Here is a 19,637-nt window from a genome sequence, read left to right as displayed (position 1 = left end):
CGGCAAAACCTACTTCTGCGCCAATGTTGCTCTTAGGCGGACAGATGCTTCGGCGCGTCCGCCGATATAGAGCATCATGTTTTTGCCGTCTGTCTGAACGCTCATTGGGATGGTTTTTTCAACCTGCTTTTTCAGCGGGTCGTAGTCTGCTTCAGCTTTTTCAAGTGCTTTCAGAGCACTGTCGTATTCCTGGATCTTCTTTTTGACTGCAGGTTGGAGCTTGAGCAGCTTTTTGAGCTCTTTCGCCGTATCGCGATAGTTGGGATCAGTTTTAGGGTCTTTTTCCTGCTGCTTCAGCTGGCTTTCGAGCACTTTGAGCATTTTGTGTTTTGTCGAGATATCCTCTTCCAGTGACTTGGAGGCCTGAACAAAGCGGAAGGTTCTTGCTTTCTCTTTTTCAAGTGCGGCAATGTTCGTTCTGGCTTTCTTCATATCCGGCGCGTCTTCGACATGATTGTCGTAGGTCAGCCGGATGGCTGCCTTGCCCTGGAAAATGAGTTTGTCGAAGCTTGCAGTGTCCGTCGCGTGGATGTTCATCCGACGTCTGATTTCAGCCCAGATGCTTGTGCGGTTTTTATAGAAGTCATCGTAGTTTTTATATCTGCAAATGACCTTCGGCATATCTCAAACTCCATTCCAGTTGCGGTCAGATGTTCTCCAAAAGCAACATCCGTGACTAAGAGAGTGGGCAGGAAATCTTAGCAAGATCTCTCGGGAGACAGCGATAATTGAGCCAAATTTGAAGATGTGATCGTTGGGGTGGCTGAATTTGACAGGAAAACACCAGTGAGGCCGGAGCGCACCACTGGTGTTTTCTGAGATGTTTGAATGAGTTGTTTAGCCGATTTGCTTGCGGATCTCTGCCAGCATCGCCAGATGGGTATGGATGAAAGCGACCAGAATGGTTGCTGTTGCCACATCCACGTTCACAGGCTTTTTACCGGATTCCGGTGATTGAATCTTCAGCAAGTCCTCATGACCAGTGATTTCAGCTGAGATGTACAGACGGTCAAAGTCCTCACCGTTTTCGGCCTCCAGCTTCTTGTAGATGTTTTCCAGAGCAGCGGGACGCGGGGGAGGCATGGCGCCTGTGGATTCAATCACTTTTGAGACCGCAGTTTGTTCTTCGCTTTCCAGCTCTGCAAACTGGCGCACCAATGGATTGCTGGCCTTCATTGTCGCCATTTCACTGATGGCAAGTGAGAAGGGGCTGATTGTCAGCGTCTTGTTGGTGTAATCGGTGGAGCCGTGGTGGTTGGCCTGGGCGGAGGAAACCAGAGCAGGTGCTGCCAGTAAAGAACCGGAGATGCCAATGACGGCGTTCCGACGTGTCATGTGTAACTTACCAGTATTCATAGTTTTTCTTTCAGGTTGTTACAGTGTTGTTTGTCTTTCGGAAGTGAAGATATTCCCATTGCTAAGCTGAGTTATTCTCGTTGGCAAGTATACGCATACTTCCTCTTTAAAACACTAAAGGGCCTCCCGGATTTCAAGTAACTCAGAACAAGCTTGATAAAACATCACAGAGCAAAACTGGCGTGAGGCAAGAGTTACTGAGTGAAGATGCCTTGCCTTACAAAACGATGTGTATCTCTTTGCTGATGCCTCGCTTCTTCAATGTTGTTGCTATATTGTTCCTCGTTAAGTATTGGAGATTCTCCCTCTGATTTGAGAGGGGTATGCGTTCAAAGGATCTAACGAGCTCAATGGCAAACTCTTCTGGCCCACTTCATCGCGGAATACCTGCTCACCCTGCTGATCCTCTGGCTGCACCACAGCCCAAGGCAGGTGGTATCGCAGCGAGGGCCATGGCTGCACGGCAAACCAACGCCCCAGCCTACATGGAAGGATTGAATGCAGAACAACGACTTGCTGTTGAAACGATCAACGGACCAGTGCTCGTTCTTGCAGGTGCTGGCACTGGTAAGACACGTGTTCTGACAACGCGTATTGCGCATATTCTGGCAACGGGTCATGCCACTCCGGGGCAGATCCTTTCTGTGACCTTCACCAACAAAGCTGCCCGCGAGATGAAGACGCGCATTGGCGCTTACATTGGCGATGGTGTTGAAGGCATGGCGTGGCTCGGCACGTTCCACGCGATCTGCGTGAAGATTTTGCGCCGCCATGCTGAGCTTGTTGGATTGAAGTCCTCGTTCTCCATTCTGGATACGGACGATCAGGTTCGTTTGATCAAGCAGATCATTCAGGCGGAAGGTCTGGATGAAAAGCGTTGGACTGCAAAGACATTTGCCGGGCTGCTGGACAGCTGGAAGAACCGGGGGCTTACACCCTCACAGATTTCAGCTGGTGACGCACAGGCCTTTGCTAATGGCTTGGGGCGCAAGCTTTATGAGACCTATCAGGAACGGCTTAAGATCCTGAATGCCTGTGATTTTGGTGATTTGCTGCTGCATTGTATTACGATCTTCAAAGAGCATGATGATGTTTTGAAGAGCTTCCAGCATCGCTTCCGTTACATGCTGGTGGATGAGTATCAGGATACCAACATCGCGCAGTACATGTGGTTGCGTCTGCTGGCGCAGGGCAATCCGAACGTGGCCTGTGTTGGCGATGATGACCAGTCCATTTATGGCTGGCGTGGTGCTGAGGTTGATAACATCCTGAGATTTGAGCAGGATTTCCCGGGTGCCGTTGTCGTTCGGCTTGAACGGAACTATCGCTCGACCAGCCACATCCTGTCCGCGGCTTCTCACCTGATCGCGCATAATCAGGGCCGTCTTGGTAAAACTCTTTTCACTGACCAGATGGGATCTGAGGAAGAAGAGAAGGTACAAGTCACCTCGGCCTGGGATTCTCAAGAGGAAGCCCGTTCTGTTGGTGATGAGATTGAAGCCCTTCAAAACCATGGGCATTCCCTTAATGAAATGGCCATTTTGGTGCGTGCGTCCTTCCAGATGCGTGAGTTTGAAGATCGGTTCGTCACGCTTGGTTTGAACTACCGCGTTATTGGTGGCCCGCGCTTTTATGAGCGCATGGAAATCCGTGATGCGCTCGCCTATTTCCGCTGTGTTATGCAGACGTCAGATGATCTGGCTTTTGAGCGCATCGTGAATACGCCGAAGCGTGGGCTTGGTGAAGCTACGCTGAAAATCGTTCATGCTTATGCACGGGAACGCGCTATTCCGCTGATGATTGCTGCTGAAGAGTTGGTGCAGACCAATGAGCTGCGTCCGAAAGCTCGTGCTGCGCTCGCGGATGTTCTTGGCATGTTGGAGAACTGGCGTAATCAGGTTGAGACCATGAGCCATACGGAACTGGCGGAGATCATTCTTGATGAGAGTGGTTACACCCAGATGTGGCGTCAGGATCGATCTGCTGAAGCGCCGGGACGTTTGGACAACCTGAAAGAACTTATCCGCTCGATGGAAGAGTTTGAGAGCATGGCTGGGTTCCTTGAGCACATCTCGTTGGTGATGGATAAGGACAGCGATGCGGAAGAGGATGCGGTCTCGATTATGACACTCCATTCTGCAAAAGGCCTTGAATTTGATAGTGTTTTCCTTCCCGGTTGGGAAGAGGGTGTGTTCCCGAACCAGCGGGCATTGGATGAAACCGGACAAGCTGGTCTGGAAGAGGAACGGCGCCTTGCCTATGTGGGTCTTACCCGTGGCCGCAAGCGTGTGAAAGTGTGGTTTACCTCTAACCGCCGCATTCATGGCTCGTGGCAGTCCTGCATTCCTTCGCGGTTTCTGGATGAGCTACCTGCAGATAGTGTTGAGGTTGTTGAGGCCTCCAGCTCTTACGGTGGGTATGGTCTGAATAGCGCTGGTGGTGGTTATGGTGCCAGCCGGTTTGACAACAGTGATCCCTTCCAGAGCAAGTACTCTACGCCGGGTTGGCAGCGTGCGCGTAAGGCGCAGGCGTCTGGTCAGCAGTATGGCAAAATGCATGGCGGAAACCAGAGCCGTCGTGCCAAGAAGGCTGGTCCGATGACCATTGAAGGCGAGCTGGTTGCCAAGAGCGTTACTGAGGCAGGAAGCGATTTTGCGATTGGTGAGCGGATCTTCCATATGAAGTTCGGTTATGGATTGATCGGCGATATCGAGGGGAACAAGCTTACCGTCGATTTTGAAAAAGCTGGCCAAAAGAAAGTGCTCGATAGCTTTGTCGAGCGGGCATAAGCTGCAGCTCAAGCGTTAATTACCTTTAGGGTAGATTGTGCTATCTCTCTTCTAAGTTGTGTTGGGAGATAGCAATGAATGAGGTGGTTCTCGCACTTGCGATGATTGGTGTGGCGGGCGTTGGTGCACAATGGCTTGCCTGGCGATGGTCTTTGCCTGCGATCGTTCTTCTGCTTGTTGCTGGCTTTCTCATTGGCCCTGCCACGGGTGTTCTCAGCCCAACTGCGTTGTTCGGTGATTTATTGCGTCCAACTGTTGCGCTTGGGGTTGCCGTTATTCTGTTTGAAGGCGGTCTTTCTCTTAACTTTCAACGTATTGGCGGTGTTGAGAAGGCGGTTTGGCGACTCGTTCTTTTGGGCGCTTTTATCGCGTTTTTGTTGGGCGCATTGAATGCCCACTATATCGCAGAGCTGAGCTGGCCTTCGGCGCTGGTGTTTGCTGCAATTCTGATTGTTACCGGTCCTACTGTCATTATTCCCCTTCTGCGTCAGGCGCGGTTGGAGCGACGGGTGAGTTCATTGCTGCGCTGGGAAGCAATTCTTGCTGATCCACTTGGTGCGCTGCTCGCGGTGTTCATGTTTGAAGGGTATCTGGTTTATCACGGCGACCATGGTTTCTGGGTCCTGGCGATCCGGGCTGTGGCTGGGCTGCTGATTGGCGGTGTTGGTGGCTGGGCGCTGGGGCGTGGATTGATCTGGCTGTTTGTTGGTGGCCGTGTTCCTGAGTTTCTCAAAGTTCCGCTGATTTTTGTGAGTGTGATGGGCGCTTATGCGCTTTCTGATCTGGTGCTGGAGGAATCCGGTTTGCTGACGGTGACGGTTCTTGGACTGGTGCTCGGTAACTCTCGTCTCGCCAGTCTTGAAGAGCTGAAACGGTTTAAGGAAGCCGTCACGATCATTCTGGTGTCTTCGGTATTCATTGTTTTGACGGCTTCAGTTCAGCTTGGCAGTCTTGCGGAGTTTGGGTTGGAGGATTTGGCATTTATTCTGGTGCTGTTGTTTGTGATCCGGCCTATCTCGGTTTGGGTTGGAACCATTGGTGCTCACTTGAGCTGGAAAGAACGTTTGCTGGTTGGGTGGATTGCGCCACGTGGTATTGTGGCCGTTGCGGTTTCCGGCTTGTTTGCAAGGTCGCTTGTTGAACATGGGGCTCCTGATGGAGAGCGGTTGGCGGTTTTGTCGTTTGCCGTTGTGGTTGCGACTGTGTTCGCGCACGGGTTTTCGCTTGGGCCGTTTGCGCGGTGGCTCGGGCTTTCCAGCCATACGGGGCCGGGATTGCTGATTGTTGGGGCGAGCCGGTTTAGCGTAGCGCTTGCGACCAAGCTGAAAATGCTGGATGTTCCGAGCCTTACGGTTGACCGTAACTGGGGTAAGCTGCGGCTTTCGCGCAATGCCGGGCTTACGAACCACTATGGCGAGGTTCTTTCCGAGGAAGTTGAGAACGAGCTTCCGCTTGAGAATTACAGCGTTTTGCTCGCTGTGACTGACAATGATGATTACAACGCGCTGGTGACCACAAACTTTGGACCGCTTATGGGGCGAGGGGAGGTGTATCAGTTTGCCCCCTCAGAAGAGCAAAGCGAGAAGGAAAAGTTTCGCCGTGTTGTGACTCTTGGCGGTCGTCCCTTCCTGACACCAGAACACAGCTATAATGACCTTGAAACGAAGATCCGTGAAGGCTGGTTCATCAAAGCCAGTGAGCTGACAGATACTTATGGCTGGACCGAGTTTCAGGAGGCTTTGCCGGAGACGGCTATTGTGCTGATGTTGATAGACCCGACCAAGAAGCTTCGCCCGCTGAATGGCACCAAGCCTGCGATGCCGATTGCTGGTTCAACAATACTTAGCCTTGTTCCCTGCGAATATGCGGCAGAGCGCGAGAAAACCTCGTGAGTACTGGCTTTTCGGTGCTGCACCTTCTATACGCCTAGGCAAAGGTTTTCACTGAGTTTTGATAGCTCATCGTAACTAAGGGATTTTGCATGGACACGATCCGGGTTCGCATTCCGGCACCTGAGGCTGAAGCAAAAGCACTCTCCGATATTATGGAGGCGCGCTTTGAAGATGACGGGTTCCCAGTTGCCGTCTTTGAAAGCTCCAAGGACGGAAAAACTTGGACCGCAGAAGTGCTGGTTCTGGAATCTACGGTTGATGACGCAATCAATCTGGTTGAAATGCGTTTGTTTGATCAGTTTGAAGGCGGCGTTATTCCAAGCTTTGCTGAAGTTGAGGCGCTGCCTGACATCAATTGGGTTGCTAAATCCCTTGAAGGTTTGAAGCCGGTTCGTGCGGATCGGGTTATCGTTCATGGTGCGCATGATCGTGATGCTGTCGGCCAGTCTGACATTGGTATCGAGATTGAAGCAGCGCAGGCTTTTGGTACCGGTCACCATGGTACGACTGAAGGTTGCCTTTTGGAGCTTCAACGCTTGTTGAAGCGGCACAAATACCACCGTATGCTTGATTTAGGCACCGGAACGGGTGTTCTGGGCATTGCACTTGCTAAGCTGACCAGCTCTGAAGTTCTGGCGACCGATATCGATCCTATTGCGGTGGAAGCTGCGATTGATAATGCGCGTAAGAACAATGTGGGGCCTCACTTCAAAGCCTTCACCGGTGCTGGTGTGGATGACCGCCGCTTTAATGAGTTTGGTCCGTTTGATCTGGTTGTTGCCAATATTCTTGCAAGACCGTTGATGCAGATGTCCGCTAAACTGTGCGCTCACCTTGCGCATAAGTCTACGCTGGTTCTATCCGGCTTGCGGATTGAGCATGGTCCACGGATCATCTCAGCGTATGGACAGCAGGGACTGAAGCTTGTGCATCGCCGCGAGATTGAAGGATGGCTGACGCTGACCTTTGCAAAAGGCAACTGGGACTCATAAGGTCTGACAGACTGCTAAAGCAGTTCGCATTTAAATGGAAACGCATGAACTGCTTTAGCCTTTGTTTTTGCGTATCTTTCTCCGAAAACCGGTTTCCACTTTTCGGAGATACGCTGTAATAATTTTGAACCCTCATTGCTGATGCAGTGAGGGTTTTTTGATGTCTGATTGAAATACAAAAAACCTTTGCTTCCTGATCCGGCAAATTGGGAGGAAATTGCCGGGGAAGCAAAGGTTTTTTTGTGTGCCAAGCAACTGGGAGGAATTTGCTTAGCTTGCTAGATATTGGGAGGAGGTATCCAGCTGTATGAGTGGCATTTCTAGCGCTTTATCAGCAGCTGATGGATGCCGGCCATTTTTGTCGTGCAGATCACTTTGGGAGGAGGTGTGATCCACCGGTTTGCTTTGGGAGGGAAGCGCCCCGTCGACAAGAGGAGTTATCTATTATTTTAGTTTGTAAAAAAAGAGATAGTTTCGCATGACACTTATGCGTTTTTTGCATGTCTCTGTATTGTCATGATCTGAAATTGCATGGAGTACATAGCAGATCTGCGTATAACGCATGGATTGTGTACTTCTGTATCCTCATCGCCTGAATTGAGAGTATAAATTCCTCTTAGGAGCCGTGTTTGTGTGGTTGAGTTGCGTGACGATCGGCATTAGCCTTCCGGCATGTTTCAAAGCTTTGACACAGTAAATGATAAATCTCGTGGGCCGGTTCGGTTGGCCGCTCTGCGAGACGAGCTGGCCTCGCGTGGGCTTGATGGCTTTTTGGTGCCGCGGGCAGATGCTCACCAAGGTGAGTACGTTCCTGATAGCGACTGCCGCCTTGAGTGGCTGACGGGTTTCACCGGCTCTGCTGGTATTGCTGGTGTTCTCAGTGACAAGGCAGCTGTTTTTATTGATGGCCGCTACACCATTCAGGTGCGGGATCAGGTAGACGAAGAGGCGTTTGCCTATCGTCATCTGATTGATGAGCCGCTGACGGGCTGGCTTCGTGAGAACGCGGCAGAAGGCCAGAAGATCGGGTACGATCCGATGTTGCATCCTGTTCGTCAGGTGCGCTCCTTGAAAGCTGCCTGTGAGAAGGCTGGTGCACAGCTGGTTGCTATTGAAAGCAATCCTGTTGATGCCGTTTGGAGTGATCGCCCGGAAGCGCCGCTTGGTGCCGTGAAAATGCACGGGATGCAGTTTGCTGGTGAAAGTGCTGCGGACAAGATCAAGCGTATTGGTGAGTTGATTGCTGGAAAAGAGGCGGATACAGCGCTTCTGACACAGCCAGACTCCATTGCGTGGCTGTTGAACATTCGCGGTAGCGATGTGATGCATACACCGCTGCCACTGTCTTTTGCTTTGGTGCCGACCAACGGCAAGCCATCGCTGTTTATTGATGGGCGCAAGCTTTCCAATGAAGTGCGTGATGAGCTGAGCGCTCTTGCAGATATTGCAGGACCGACAGAACTTGCACCTGCATTGAAAGCATTGGGTACTGAAGGCAAACGGGTGCTCATTGATACCGGTCTTGCGGGTCAGGCTCTTTATGATGCGGTTGCTGACAATGGCGGCCACGTTGTGGAAGGGCAGGAGCCAACTCTGCTGCCGAAGGCTGTTAAAAATCAGGCTGAGATTGAGGGCACAAAAGCTGCGCATCTGCGTGACGGTGTTGCCTATGCTGGTTTCCTTGCATGGTTTGAGAAGACGGCGCCTCTTGGTGGCCTGACTGAGGTTGTTGTTGCTGAAAAGCTTGAGGAGTTCCGCCGTGAGACGGGTGCTTTGAAGGACATTTCCTTCGACACCATTTCAGCGGCAGGCCCTCACGGTGCGATCTGTCACTACCGTGTGAGCAACGACAGCAATTTGCCGATTGAGCTGAACAGTGTGTATCTGATCGATTCTGGTGCGCAGTACGAGGATGGCACAACAGACATCACACGTACGCTTGCTGTTGGAGCTGTGACTGCTGAGCAGTGCAAGCACTTTACGCTTGTTCTGAAGGGCCATATCGCTATTGCGACCGCGCGTTTCCCTGTTGGGACGACTGGGTCTCAGCTGGATACGCTGGCTCGTATCGATCTTTGGAAGCAGGGGCTCGACTTTGACCATGGCACTGGCCATGGTGTCGGCTCTTATCTGGGCGTGCATGAAGGTCCGCAGCGGATCTCCAAAGCTCCAAACAGCATCGCGCTGAAGCCGGGTATGATCCTTTCCAATGAGCCGGGTTATTACCGGGCTGATGAGTACGGCATCCGGATTGAGAACCTCGAGCTGGTGACGCCTGCTGCTGCCATTGAGGGTGGTGATCAGAAGATGCTCGGTTTTGAGCCGCTGACGCTGGCGCCGATTGATCTGCGTATGGTGGATACCAAGCTTCTCTCCGCGTTTGAGCTGAACTGGCTGAATGCTTACCATGCTCGTGTGCGGGAATTGGTTGGGCCACTGCTTGATGGTGAGACCAAAGCTTGGCTGGAAGAGGCAACTCGTCCGGTTTCTTAAACCGCTCCTGCTTCTCTTTGAGATAAAGAAAACCCCGCTTCATGGAGCGGGGTTTTTGTTTAGATGACAGAGAGTGCCAATCTGAGCACGACAACACTGACAACACCGAGTGTCATGGCTGCCAGCATTGGCAAGCGTAGGGCTGCAATCGCGGTGATGGCTGTTGCTGCGGTCTCTGCGATGCCGGTTGCGAAGGCTGTTGGGGCGACGACCGACATGAGGATCGCTGGCGGAACGGCTTGCAAGGCTGCCTCAGTTCTACCTGAGAAAGTGACGAACTTTGTCAGCACCAGCCCTGCTATGCGGGTCAGGTAGGTTCCTGCTGCCATTGCCACAATGGTGAAGAGGACAAGCGGATCAACTGCGAAGACTTCTGACATCATGACTGAAGTGCCTCCGCAGGTTTCCGGAGCCCGTTGGTTTTTTCGTCATACTGGACTGCTGCGGCGATGACGCCTGCGATTGCGCCAGCGATTATGTACCAAGCACCTGGAACGAACTTGTGAGTGAGAACTGCTGCTAAACCGCTTGCTGCGAGGACTACGCCAGTTTTGCGGCCTTGCCAGAAGCCCATGACCAGACAGATGAAGAGGGCGGTGAACGCAAAGTCCAGACCGTAGCGGGATGGATCGCCCATGACTGCGCCTATCAGGCTTCCGACCACTGTTGCGACTTGCCAGGTGATGAACAGGGTCAGGCCAACACCGAGATAGAAGCTGAAAGTGGTGTGATGCTTGATGGCGCGCTGTTCAGACAGAGCCCAGACCTCATCGGCCAATATGAAGAAGCCGAGGTACTTTTGCAGGGGTGTCCAATGGCCGAGTTTGGGGGCAAGGGACGCACTCATAAGCACGTGACGCAGGTTGATCAGGAAAGTAGAGAAGGCAATGGTGAGCCACGGGAGCGGGTCGGCCCATAAATCCAGCGCGAGAAACTGAGAGCCGCCTGCAAATACGAAGGAGCCCATCAGCAGGACTTCCAAAGGAGACATACCCTTTTGTGCTGCGAGCGCGCCAAACAACAGGCCGATGGGTGTCGCGGCGAAAATCAACGGGAAGAATGTTGTTACACCGAGGAAAAATTCATTGGGACCAGCGTTGATCGCTGATTTGTTCTGATTGCTTTTCACAAAACCCTCCTAGAGCCTGTTGCGCTCATTTACATTCACGCCTCACGCTCTAATTTCTTTACTTTCAGCGAATTCTTGTCGTTTGATTGAATTCAATTAAACGGAACGCGCTCCAGAGCATGGAGTGCTTTTAAGTCAGAGAGGCCGATGTCGTCTTGAATGAAATTGCGCTTCTGGTATGCCGCTGTGATTAAATGGAAATCACAGATCGCTGGAACGCTGCTGGTGTGGTGCCAACACGGGATTTGAACTGCCGCGTGAGGTGAGCCTGATCTGCAAAGCCGCAGAGTGATGCGGTCTCGCTTGGAGAGGTTCCGCGCACGAGCAAGCGTCTGGCATTTCGTACCCGCACATCCGTCAGGTAGGCGTGCGGTGTTTGTCCTGTCGCTTTCTTGAAGGAGCGGATGAGGTGGTACTTTGAGCGGCCTGAGATGTTCACCAGATCATCCAGATGCACGCTGCCCATGAAGCTTTCTTCCAAATACTCCCGCGCTCGTTTGATTGCGACGGGATCTTTTGAGCCGGTCATGTTGTCAGTGAAGCTGCCGTGTTTTGCGAGCATCTTGGCGAAGATCATATAGAGCGGCTCTTCAGCTTCCAGATCAATGGAGCGGTTCTGTATGGATTTGTGCGCTTCGACGAATTCCTGACAGAGCTCTGGGTCATGGACACAGGCCTCCGGGAAATAAAGTGTTCCGCTTTGTGGCTTGTCCGTCAGGTCTTCGGCGATCTTCTGCAACAGTGAGATGCTGGGGTAGGTCATCCGGTAGGTGTAGCCGTAACCCTCCGGTATGCCGTCATGAAGCTCGAATGGGTTGACGAAGACCAGATCTCCGGGACCAGCGAATATCTGCTGTCCGCGTTGCCAGTAGCACTGACAACCCGAGAGAATACCACCGACAACGAACGTATCGTGAGTGTGAGGTTCGTACACATGGGTTTTGAAACTTGCCGCAAGACATTCTAATCCATCAAAGCGAGGCGCACACCAGAATTGTGCGTTCTCTCCCGAATTGAGCGGAGTTGCTTCTAAGGCAATTTTTTGTGTGACCGGCTTCATAGACCCAATTTATCCAGCGAAGACAAGGATGTCTTGAATGAGATTGCTGTTTTTTACGATTGGGTCAATGGAGATTATCTGGGGTTTGGCTAGCGGTGCTCCTCAACATTCGCCTGAATGAGTGCTGAATTGAAGTAACGCAGAGCCTTCACGTGACTTGCGTAACCAATAACTTCCGCCGGATTCTTTGGGTCAATGACTGGCAAGGTGGACTTACCTGCATCATCGAAGGTCCTGAGCGCTTTTTCGAGCGTATCCAGTGGTGCAAGGAACGGTGCTTCTGACTCTGGGTTGAAGGTAGTATCGGAGTCTGGCCTTGGCGGATCTGCGAAATCTTCAACATGAACGATGCGGACGAGCCATTTGTGGGCGCCGTCTTGCAGCATGACACCGCGCATTTCCAGCTGCCAGTGGAAGTAGGAACGACCATGGATTGCCTGATTGAGGCCCGTTGAGATGGAAACAGCGATCAGCAGAGCAATGGACAACTCGTAACCACCTGTCAGCTCGAATACGATCATGGTGGTTGAAATTGGTGCGCCAAGGACGGCTGAGGCGACCGCTCCCATGCCTAAAATAGCGTAGAGGCCGTGACTGGAAGCCATTTCGGGCAGGTGATTTGCCGCAATCAGACCGAAGGCACCACCAGTCATCGCCCCCAGATACAGCGAGGGTGAGAAGATGCCACCACCGAAGCGCGAGGCGAGTGTGATGGCTGTTGCTACTGTTTTCACGACGAGTAGCGAGAGCATCAATGTGAGCGGCAGTTCTGAGTTGAGCGCTCCATCGGTTGCCTCGTAACCAACGCCAATGATTTCCGGATAGAAGACAGCGATTGAGCCAACCAATGCGCCGCCGATGATCGGGCGGAGCCAGATTGGCATTTTGATGTTTCTGGCAAGCCAGTCTGAGCCGATCAGTGCGAACTGAAAGGAGATGGCAACAATTGCGCAAATGATGCCGAGCAGCACGAAAGCCGGGAATTCCCAATACGTGTTGATTTGGTAGTGGGGCAGAATGAAAGCCACGGCTTCGCCGAAATAGAGGCGAGACACCAGTGTTCCCATGGCTGATGAGAGCACGATTGGAACGAAAGCGGACATTGCGTAGTGGCCGAGGATGACCTCGTGCGCGAATAGTACGCCTGCAATCGGCGCGTTGAAACTTGCGGAGACTGCGCTTGCGACACCTGCAGCGAGCAGGATGCGCATTGTTGAATCCGGGAGTTTCAGCTTGGAGAAGACGGATGTGCCGAGTGTGGCCCCCAGGTGAACCATGGGGCCTTCACGGCCTGCACTGGCGCCGCTGCCAAGTGAGATGACTGTGATGAGTGCGGAGTTGAGGCCAGGCCAAAAGGGCAGGCCGGTTCCTCCATGGGCTCGTGCTTCAATCACGTCTGCTACGCCGCCAGCACGTTGCTTCTTCTGGATAGTTTGCAAAAGGAGGCCCACAATTGCGCCGCCTATGACGGGTGCCAGAACAATCACATACCATGGTTGCGCGTTGGCCGCGCTTATCATGCGTTCGGAGACGGTGCCGAGCGATAACCACTGAACCAGACCGATGCCAATGCGAAACAGGATCGCTGACCCGCCCACAGCAGCTCCGATGATTAGCGCAAGGAGCCATACAAGCGGGAGCCGCGATGACATGAACAAACGTAAGTTAGGTTCGACCCATTTATAGGCTATACGCATTGCGATTTTCAGCGGGTTAGCTTGGTTTGGCATAATAGATTAAGCGATACGACAATGAATGATTGGCACTGTCTTTAACGAGATTCCCCAGCAAACGCTAATCAGGATATGCTCTGATCTTCGGATTTCGGATCATTATTTTCGATAAGCACTGAGAAACACTTAAGGAACCTCAAGAGGCCGCAACGTCAAGGTGGGTTCAGCCTTGCCAAAAGCTCAATTATGCTGGTCATGCAGAATACTATAATTCCAATAAATGCCGAGGCGTGTCTCGAAGTTTCGACTATATGCTTGGAAGTGTGCTTCCGGGGGGAAGTATCTGGAATATAAGGGAGGTCTGCCATGTCTCTGACGGGGATGCAGCTGAATGTTACACGTAATGCCGAGGGGATCGACAAAGCGATTGCGCTCTTGAGTGAGAAGTTTGGCGATCGCTGCCAGACATCCATGAGCTTGCGGGAGCAGCACGGGCATACGACATCATGGCTACCAAACCAACCGCCGGATGCTGTTGTCTTTGCGCAGTCGACCGAGGAAGTCTCTGAAATCGTAAAGCTTTGTGCTGACCTGCATGTGCCGATCATTCCGTTTGGCAGTGGTTCTTCTCTCGAAGGGCATCTGAATGCACCGGGCGGCGGTATCTCGCTGGACCTCTCTCAAATGAATGAGGTTGTTTCAGTTCATGCCGAGGATTTGGACTGTGTGGTTCAGCCGGGTGTGACACGCAAGCAGCTCAATGCTTATTTGCGCGATACTGGCTTGTTTTTCCCGATTGATCCGGGCGCTGATGCCACCATTGGCGGCATGGCGGCGACGCGGGCTTCTGGCACCAATGCAGTGCTGTATGGGACGATGAAGGATATGGTTCTGGCGCTGACAGTTGTCATGCCTGACGGGTCTATTGTGAAGACTGGAAGCCGTGCCAAGAAATCGTCTGCAGGATATGATCTGACGCGTTTGATGGTTGGCTCAGAAGGCACGCTTGGGGTGATCACTGAGATTACGTTGAAGCTGAAGGGCATACCTGAAGCAATTTCAGGTGGAATTGCCTCTTTCGATAGCATTGCGGATTGCTGCAACACGGTTATCGAGGCGGTGCAGTATGGCATTCCCGTTGCCCGTATGGAGCTGTTGGACACACTGACCGTCCAATCCGTCAATGCCTATTCAAAGCTGGATTTGCCAGAATCACCGTTGCTGCTTGTGGAATTCCACGGCTCTGAGGCTGGTGTGAGAGAACAGGCTGAGCGGTTTGGTGAGATTGCGGCTGAAAACTCTTTGAAAAAATTTGAATGGGCGACCGATCCTGAAGAGCGCAATAAGCTTTGGGCCGCGCGGCATGACGCTTATTGGGCTGGCCTTGGACTGGCACCTGAGCGAACCGGATTGTCGACAGATGTCTGTGTGCCTATCTCTCGTCTAGCTGACTGTGTGACGGCTACACACGATGATATCGAGGGAAATGGCCTGATTGGTCCGATAGTTGGCCATGTTGGTGATGGCAACTTTCATGTGCTTGTGCTGACGGACCTGACTGACCCTGAGGACATTGCCAAGTCTGAGGCGTTTGTTGAACGGCTGAACTATCGTGCGATTGAGCTGGGTGGAACCTGTACTGGTGAGCATGGTGTGGGGCAGGGCAAGATGAAGTATCTGCCTAAGGAACATGGTGCAGGGGTGGCTGTGATGGCTGCAATCAAGCGTAGTCTTGACCCGCTGAATATTATGAACCCCGGTAAGATTGTTGCCTTAGATACCGAGTAAAGAAGTGCCATAAATACGCACTTGCTTCGATCCGTTCGGAAACATTGCCTTAAGTCGTTGCTGTCGTCTTGTTCCTGCTGTAATTCACATAGACAAACAAGTGTTTGCATGCAGCTCATAGGCGGACAGCGCGGCAAGGCGTGAGGTTCGAAGTGGGTAAAGGAGCTTAACGTTGAATTCGGTTTACATCACCGTCGGTGGGACTTTGATCTTGGCGCTGGTCATCGCGCTTGTTGGCCCTTTGGTCATCGATTGGTCAGCTTATCGTTCCCTGTTTGAAAGCTATGGTGAGAAAGTTCTGGGGCATCAGGTGACGATCCTCGGTGAGACCGATGTCCAACTGCTGCCTGCTCCCTACGTGAAACTCTCTGACGTTCGTGTTGGTGCTGTCGAAGATCCGTTGATGACGATCAAAGGATTTGAAGGCCGTATTGAATTGCCTTCGCTTTTGCGCGGAGAAGTGCACGTTACTGAGATGAAACTCAACGAGCCGGAGCTTAACCTTTCTCTTGATGAGGATGGCCGTCTTGATGTTTTGCAAACCAACTCCCGCCGTTCCGTTATTTCTGAAATCGACCCGACCTCGCTTATTCTGGAGGGGGTGAGCGTTCAAAATGGGTCTGTCGTGTTGACTGATGCGCGGACTGGTGAAGTGCGCCGCGCAGGCAATGCGAACCTTGAACTTTATGCTGGCGGATTGCAGGGGCCTTTCAAAGCGGAAGGCGCAATGCTTTATGAAGGCGTGCCTTACACGCTGAAAATTGGTAGTGGCCGTGTTGAACGCAATGGTCAGATCCGAGTTAAGACGCAGGTGTCTCCTGCAAATGTTGCGGCTCAATTCTCAACGGATGGTTTCCTGACACACCAAAACGGTGTGGTCTCCTATTACGGAGATGCCGAGGTTCAATCTGTTGTCAGTGAAGGCTCTGATGCGCTGGAATGGGCCGGGAAGAGTAAGTTTAATCTGGACGGTGAGCGGCTGGAACTGACTGAGAGTACTTTGCGTCTTGGCTCAGAAGATCGCCCGATTACCGCTGAAGGTGGCGGTATTTATAGTTTTGGTCCAGAGCCAGAATTTCAGGCTGTTGCTCAGTTTAAACAGGTTGATCTGGACCGGATGATTGGTGGTGGGCCACAGCGTCCGCTGGTTCCAACTGATGCCGTTCTTACGCGACTGGCTGGCGGCTTGCAGTCTCTGCCCCTGCTGGATGTGAAAGGCAATATGGATCTGACCGTGCCTGTTGTAGTGGCGGGTGGTTCTGTTGTTTCCAATCTGAGTGCCTTACTTGAATCGACAGGCACTGGCTGGAAGATTGATGAGCTCTCTGGTGAGTTGCCGGGTCGTAGCCTCTTCAAGACCAGTGGTTACCTGGAGCTGCGTGGCTCTGCTGGCTATCAGGGTGACTGGGAGATTTCTTCTCGTCAGCCACATCAGCTGGGGCATTGGTGGCTGGGAGAGCGGAAGGATGCTTCCAAACGTCTGTCTCCTGTTGCGTTGAGAGGTCGTGTTGAAGCTGGTTCCGGTGCTCTGCGACTGCCTGATTTGCGGATAGATGCTGGAGATGTGCGCAGTGTTGGCTTGATTTCATTTGAGCATCCGCTTGATCGCAGCCCGTTGATCACTGTTGATATGGATAGTGACCGGGTCAATCTGGATGAAATCCAGCGTTATGTGGAAGCGTTTACGGGTAAGAAGATCAAACCCAGTGCGGTTGATATGTCCATACGGCTTTACGCAGATGAGCTTGTTGCCAGTGGCGTGAAAGCAAAAAGCATGGCCGTGAGTGCGAGCCTGAGCCGGGATGCGCTTTCAATCGAGCAGCTGAAAATTCGTGATTTTGCTGGTGCTTACATTGATATGAAGGGCCGCATTGATGACCTGAGCACGACACCACAGGGGAATATCAAAGGCACGCTGACAGCATCGTCTCTGACTGGAGCGGTTGCTGTTTTGGAAGAATATGCACCTGACCATCCGTTGATTGAGCGTCTGAAAACAGCTGCTCCGGATCTTGCACCCGCTAGCCTTAAAGCTGAGCTTTCTGCCTATGCTGAGAAGGGGCGGACGGATATGTCCTTGAACCTTTTTGGTGAGGTTGGCGTCAGTGATCTGGATTTGAATGGTACCTTTGAAGGCCGCATTGATGACTTCGCAGAAGGTGACCTTTATGCGGAAATGACGCTTGGTGGCAAAGATGGCGTCAAAGTGCTTCGACAGCTTGGGTTTGAAGCTATCCCAATCACGCAACTGCAACCGGGAGAGGTTCGTCTTTCCTTGTCTGGCAGTCCGCGCGATCAACTGGCCTTTGGTTTTTCCAGTGATCTTGTTGGGTTGAAGATTCTCTCCGATGGGACCGTACGGGTTCCGAACCGGTCTGCTGCTGTCTGGTCTGCCAAGGTTGCGTTGCAGTCTGATGATCTGGCGGATTATGGACTGGCATTTGGCAAGATTTATCCAATTTACTCCGGTCCTCTCAAAGCAAACCTGAGTGGTCAGTTTGAAGGACGCGGGCGGGACTTCAAACTCTCAGATCTGAAAGGCCAGCTGGCTAATATGGATCTGTCTGGTGATCTTGAAGGTACTTTGAAGAAGGGTGGACCTTTAGAAGCCTCCGGCAAGCTGGAATTGTCTGAGCTTGATATGCGCAGTTTGAGTGAGCTGCTGCTGGGAGCCAATGTTTGGGCCGGTGTGCTTCAGGAAGATTCTGTGTGGTCCTCGCAGGCGCTTGGGCAAGGCCTTGCTGATGGTGTGGATCTGACACTTGATGTGAAGAGTGATCGTGCTTTGTTCAGTGATGAGTTCCGACTGGACGCCGCAAGTGGTCAGCTTCGGCTACGTTCGGATCGGCTGTCTATCAATGAAGGGACTGGCCGGTTTGCAGGAGGTGAGTTCTCTGGTGCCTTTGATTTGCGGCGGGATCAGGGACAAGCGAGCCTTTCTGGCAGGTTCCGGTTGGATGATGTTGACTTTGAAGAGCTGGCCTGGACTGATGAAGGTCGCGCTTTAGCAACAGGTAAGTTGCAGGCGATTGCTGAGTTTGAAGGAAGCGGACGCACAATCTCCGGTCTTGTGGCTGGTCTTTCAGGTGGTGGTACTTTCAGCGTTACTGATGGTGTAATTCGCCGGATCAACCCAGCGGCCTTTGACCTTGTGATCAAGGCAGCTGATGCGGGTCTTGAGCTGGATGAGGCTGCTATTCAAAACACCTTTGCGGACCATCTGGATGCGGGCTCTATATCGTTCAACCGGGTTGATGGGTCCCTGGGCATTGCCAGTGGGCGGATCCGGGCGCGTAACATCTCCGTTGATACTGCCGGGACCACGCTGTTTGGCTCTGCGCTTGTTGATCTGGAGAAGTGGGCGCTGACGGGCGATGTTTCCATGAAGACCCGTGATGAGGCGCAAAAGGTTGCGGGTGCTGAGCCTCAGGTCGCTATCTTGTATGCTGGTCCGCTGGAAAACCCGGTGCGCAAGCTGGATACGGGGCCTTTGCTCTCCTACCTCAATCTTCGTGCGATTGAACTGAATGTGAAACGCATTGAGGAAGAGCAGCGCAAGATTGCTGAGCAAGAGCGCATGCTTGATGAACTGAAGAAAAAGCGGGAAGAGGAAGCCGCCCAAAAAGCGAAGGCTGCTGAGGACGCGGAAAAGGCTCGGCAAGCCGAAGCTGCCACCGCTGCTGAGCGTAAGCGACAGGCGCAGGCAGACAAAGAGGCGAAAGCCCTTGCTGCCCGCTTGGCTGCTGAGGAAGAAGCGCGCAAGGCGAAAGCGGTTGAGGCTGTTAAGCGGGCTGAGGAAGCTCAGAAAGCAGCAGAGGCGAAAGCTGCTGCGGAGGCCAAAGCTGCGGCTGAAGCGCAAGCTAAGGCCGATGCTGAGAGCAACAAGAGCACTGTACAGGACTTTAGTGCGCGTATTCGGTCAGTTCTTGACGGAGACGCCACTGCAAAAAAGCCCGTTAGCCCCTCTGTTGCAATCGTTGACCCACCGAAACCGCGCGCGAAATCCAGTCTACCTGCATTGGAAGCTCCGGTGACCATTGGTGGCGTGAACGAGGCGACGGTGCCAGCGGGAGAGGTTGACCTGCTTGGGCCTATCATCCAGTCAGGTGCCCCGAAAAATCTTGGCGTGCTTGAAGCAGGCAATGACAACCAGGTCTTGCGTGGACCTCTGCCTGATTTGCAGACTGATGAGCGGGGAGCGCCTAAATTCATTGAGCTGCCAGGTGGTCGCCTGCTGCAGGTTAACTGACCAGTTGGGTCTGAAAGTGTTTGAGCACGGCGACGCGGATGCAGCTTGAGAGATTGTTTTCCGGGTTTCGCTCATCATCAATTGAAGCGATGGTCGCGGTAATATTTTTACCCTGACTTCGCGCAAAGTCTTCCAGCCCAGACCAGAACTCCGGCTCCAGCGTGATGCTGGTTCTATGTCCGTGTAGGGTGATGGAACGTTTCTTGAGGCTCATAT

Annotated in this window: 13 protein-coding genes; 6 read left to right on the top strand and 7 right to left on the bottom strand. The window is 52.6% G+C overall.

Annotated elements, in window-relative coordinates; translation table 11 throughout:
• Positions 1-9: 9 nt before the first annotated feature.
• Both PsAD37_RS23705 and PsAD37_RS23700 read right to left on the bottom strand, forming a co-directional pair.
• Positions 10-621, bottom strand: a complete 612-nt coding sequence (locus tag PsAD37_RS23705; protein WP_063298185.1) for a hypothetical protein — start codon at positions 619-621, stop codon at positions 10-12.
• A gap of 216 nt (positions 622-837) precedes the next feature.
• Positions 838-1,335 carry a DUF4142 domain-containing protein gene (locus tag PsAD37_RS23700; RefSeq protein ID WP_208992049.1) on the bottom strand — a complete coding sequence of 166 codons (498 nt, stop codon included), beginning with the start codon at positions 1,333-1,335 and terminating at the stop codon, positions 838-840.
• 371 nt (positions 1,336-1,706) lie between these two features.
• Here PsAD37_RS23700 and PsAD37_RS23695 point away from each other — a divergent pair, with 371 nt between their 5' ends.
• From PsAD37_RS23695 to PsAD37_RS23680, 4 genes are all read left to right on the top strand, one after another.
• Positions 1,707-4,145, top strand: a complete 2,439-nt coding sequence (locus PsAD37_RS23695) for an ATP-dependent helicase (protein WP_063298183.1) — start codon at positions 1,707-1,709, stop codon at positions 4,143-4,145.
• Between the two features lie 74 nt (positions 4,146-4,219).
• Positions 4,220-6,037, top strand: coding sequence for a sodium:proton antiporter (locus tag PsAD37_RS23690; RefSeq protein ID WP_063298182.1), 1,818 nt, complete (start codon positions 4,220-4,222; stop codon positions 6,035-6,037).
• Between the two features lie 89 nt (positions 6,038-6,126).
• On the top strand, positions 6,127-7,029 hold the full coding sequence (locus PsAD37_RS23685) for a 50S ribosomal protein L11 methyltransferase (protein ID WP_063293890.1): 903 nt from the start codon (positions 6,127-6,129) through the stop codon (positions 7,027-7,029).
• A 672-nt stretch (positions 7,030-7,701) separates the two neighbouring features.
• Positions 7,702-9,522, top strand: coding sequence for an aminopeptidase P family protein (locus PsAD37_RS23680; RefSeq protein WP_063293889.1), 1,821 nt, complete (start codon positions 7,702-7,704; stop codon positions 9,520-9,522).
• A gap of 59 nt (positions 9,523-9,581) precedes the next feature.
• Here the strand turns inward: PsAD37_RS23680 and PsAD37_RS23675 are convergent, their stop codons facing one another.
• The 4 genes from PsAD37_RS23675 to PsAD37_RS23660 all read right to left on the bottom strand — a co-directional run bounded on the left by PsAD37_RS23675 (position 9,582) and on the right by PsAD37_RS23660 (position 13,441).
• Positions 9,582-9,905, bottom strand: a complete 324-nt coding sequence (locus PsAD37_RS23675) for an AzlD family protein (RefSeq protein WP_063298181.1) — start codon at positions 9,903-9,905, stop codon at positions 9,582-9,584.
• Positions 9,902-10,651: an AzlC family ABC transporter permease gene (locus PsAD37_RS23670; protein ID WP_063298180.1), complete on the bottom strand. Its 750-nt coding sequence runs from the start codon at positions 10,649-10,651 to the stop codon at positions 9,902-9,904. The genes PsAD37_RS23675 and PsAD37_RS23670 overlap by 4 nt, the downstream gene beginning before the upstream one ends.
• Positions 10,652-10,841: 190 nt before the next feature.
• On the bottom strand, positions 10,842-11,711 hold the full coding sequence (locus PsAD37_RS23665; protein ID WP_063298179.1) for an AraC family transcriptional regulator: 870 nt from the start codon (positions 11,709-11,711) through the stop codon (positions 10,842-10,844).
• A gap of 89 nt (positions 11,712-11,800) precedes the next feature.
• Positions 11,801-13,441, bottom strand: coding sequence for a chloride channel protein (locus PsAD37_RS23660; protein WP_063298178.1), 1,641 nt, complete (start codon positions 13,439-13,441; stop codon positions 11,801-11,803).
• Between the two features lie 309 nt (positions 13,442-13,750).
• Here PsAD37_RS23660 and PsAD37_RS23655 point away from each other — a divergent pair, with 309 nt between their 5' ends.
• On the top strand, positions 13,751-15,172 hold the full coding sequence (locus PsAD37_RS23655; protein WP_063298177.1) for an FAD-binding oxidoreductase: 1,422 nt from the start codon (positions 13,751-13,753) through the stop codon (positions 15,170-15,172).
• Positions 15,173-15,344: 172 nt separating this feature from the next.
• The gene (locus PsAD37_RS23650; RefSeq protein WP_063298176.1) at positions 15,345-19,421 is read left to right on the top strand and encodes an AsmA-like C-terminal region-containing protein; all 4,077 of its coding nucleotides are present in this window, start codon (positions 15,345-15,347) and stop codon (positions 19,419-19,421) included.
• On the opposite strand, the gene PsAD37_RS23645 is transcribed toward PsAD37_RS23650, so the two are convergent.
• A complete protein-coding gene (locus PsAD37_RS23645; RefSeq protein ID WP_063289922.1) occupies positions 19,414-19,635 on the bottom strand; it encodes a ribbon-helix-helix domain-containing protein in 222 nt (73 codons plus the stop codon). The genes PsAD37_RS23650 and PsAD37_RS23645 overlap by 8 nt on opposite strands.
• Positions 19,636-19,637: the final 2 nt, after the last annotated feature.

Origin of the sequence: Pseudovibrio sp. Ad37 (assembly GCF_001623075.1) — a bacterium.
GTDB lineage: Bacteria > Pseudomonadota > Alphaproteobacteria > Rhizobiales > Stappiaceae > Pseudovibrio.
The sequence above is the reverse complement of the archived record's forward strand: the minus strand, read 5'-3'. Positions and strand labels throughout refer to the sequence as shown.

Excerpts from the sequence above, each read along its gene's own strand:
- PsAD37_RS23705 (WP_063298185.1), bottom strand. The coding sequence starts at position 621 with ATGCCGAAGGTCATTTGCAGATATAAAAACTACGATGACTTCTATAAA.
- PsAD37_RS23700 (WP_208992049.1), bottom strand. The coding sequence starts at position 1,335 with ATGACACGTCGGAACGCCGTCATTGGCATCTCCGGTTCTTTACTGGCA.
- PsAD37_RS23695 (WP_063298183.1), top strand. The coding sequence starts at position 1,707 with ATGGCAAACTCTTCTGGCCCACTTCATCGCGGAATACCTGCTCACCCT.
- PsAD37_RS23690 (WP_063298182.1), top strand. The coding sequence starts at position 4,220 with ATGAATGAGGTGGTTCTCGCACTTGCGATGATTGGTGTGGCGGGCGTT.
- PsAD37_RS23685 (WP_063293890.1), top strand. The coding sequence starts at position 6,127 with ATGGACACGATCCGGGTTCGCATTCCGGCACCTGAGGCTGAAGCAAAA.
- PsAD37_RS23680 (WP_063293889.1), top strand. The coding sequence starts at position 7,702 with ATGTTTCAAAGCTTTGACACAGTAAATGATAAATCTCGTGGGCCGGTT.
- PsAD37_RS23675 (WP_063298181.1), bottom strand. The coding sequence starts at position 9,905 with ATGATGTCAGAAGTCTTCGCAGTTGATCCGCTTGTCCTCTTCACCATT.
- PsAD37_RS23665 (WP_063298179.1), bottom strand. The coding sequence starts at position 11,711 with ATGAAGCCGGTCACACAAAAAATTGCCTTAGAAGCAACTCCGCTCAAT.
- PsAD37_RS23660 (WP_063298178.1), bottom strand. The coding sequence starts at position 13,441 with ATGCCAAACCAAGCTAACCCGCTGAAAATCGCAATGCGTATAGCCTAT.
- PsAD37_RS23655 (WP_063298177.1), top strand. The coding sequence starts at position 13,751 with ATGTCTCTGACGGGGATGCAGCTGAATGTTACACGTAATGCCGAGGGG.
- PsAD37_RS23645 (WP_063289922.1), bottom strand. The coding sequence starts at position 19,635 with ATGAGCCTCAAGAAACGTTCCATCACCCTACACGGACATAGAACCAGC.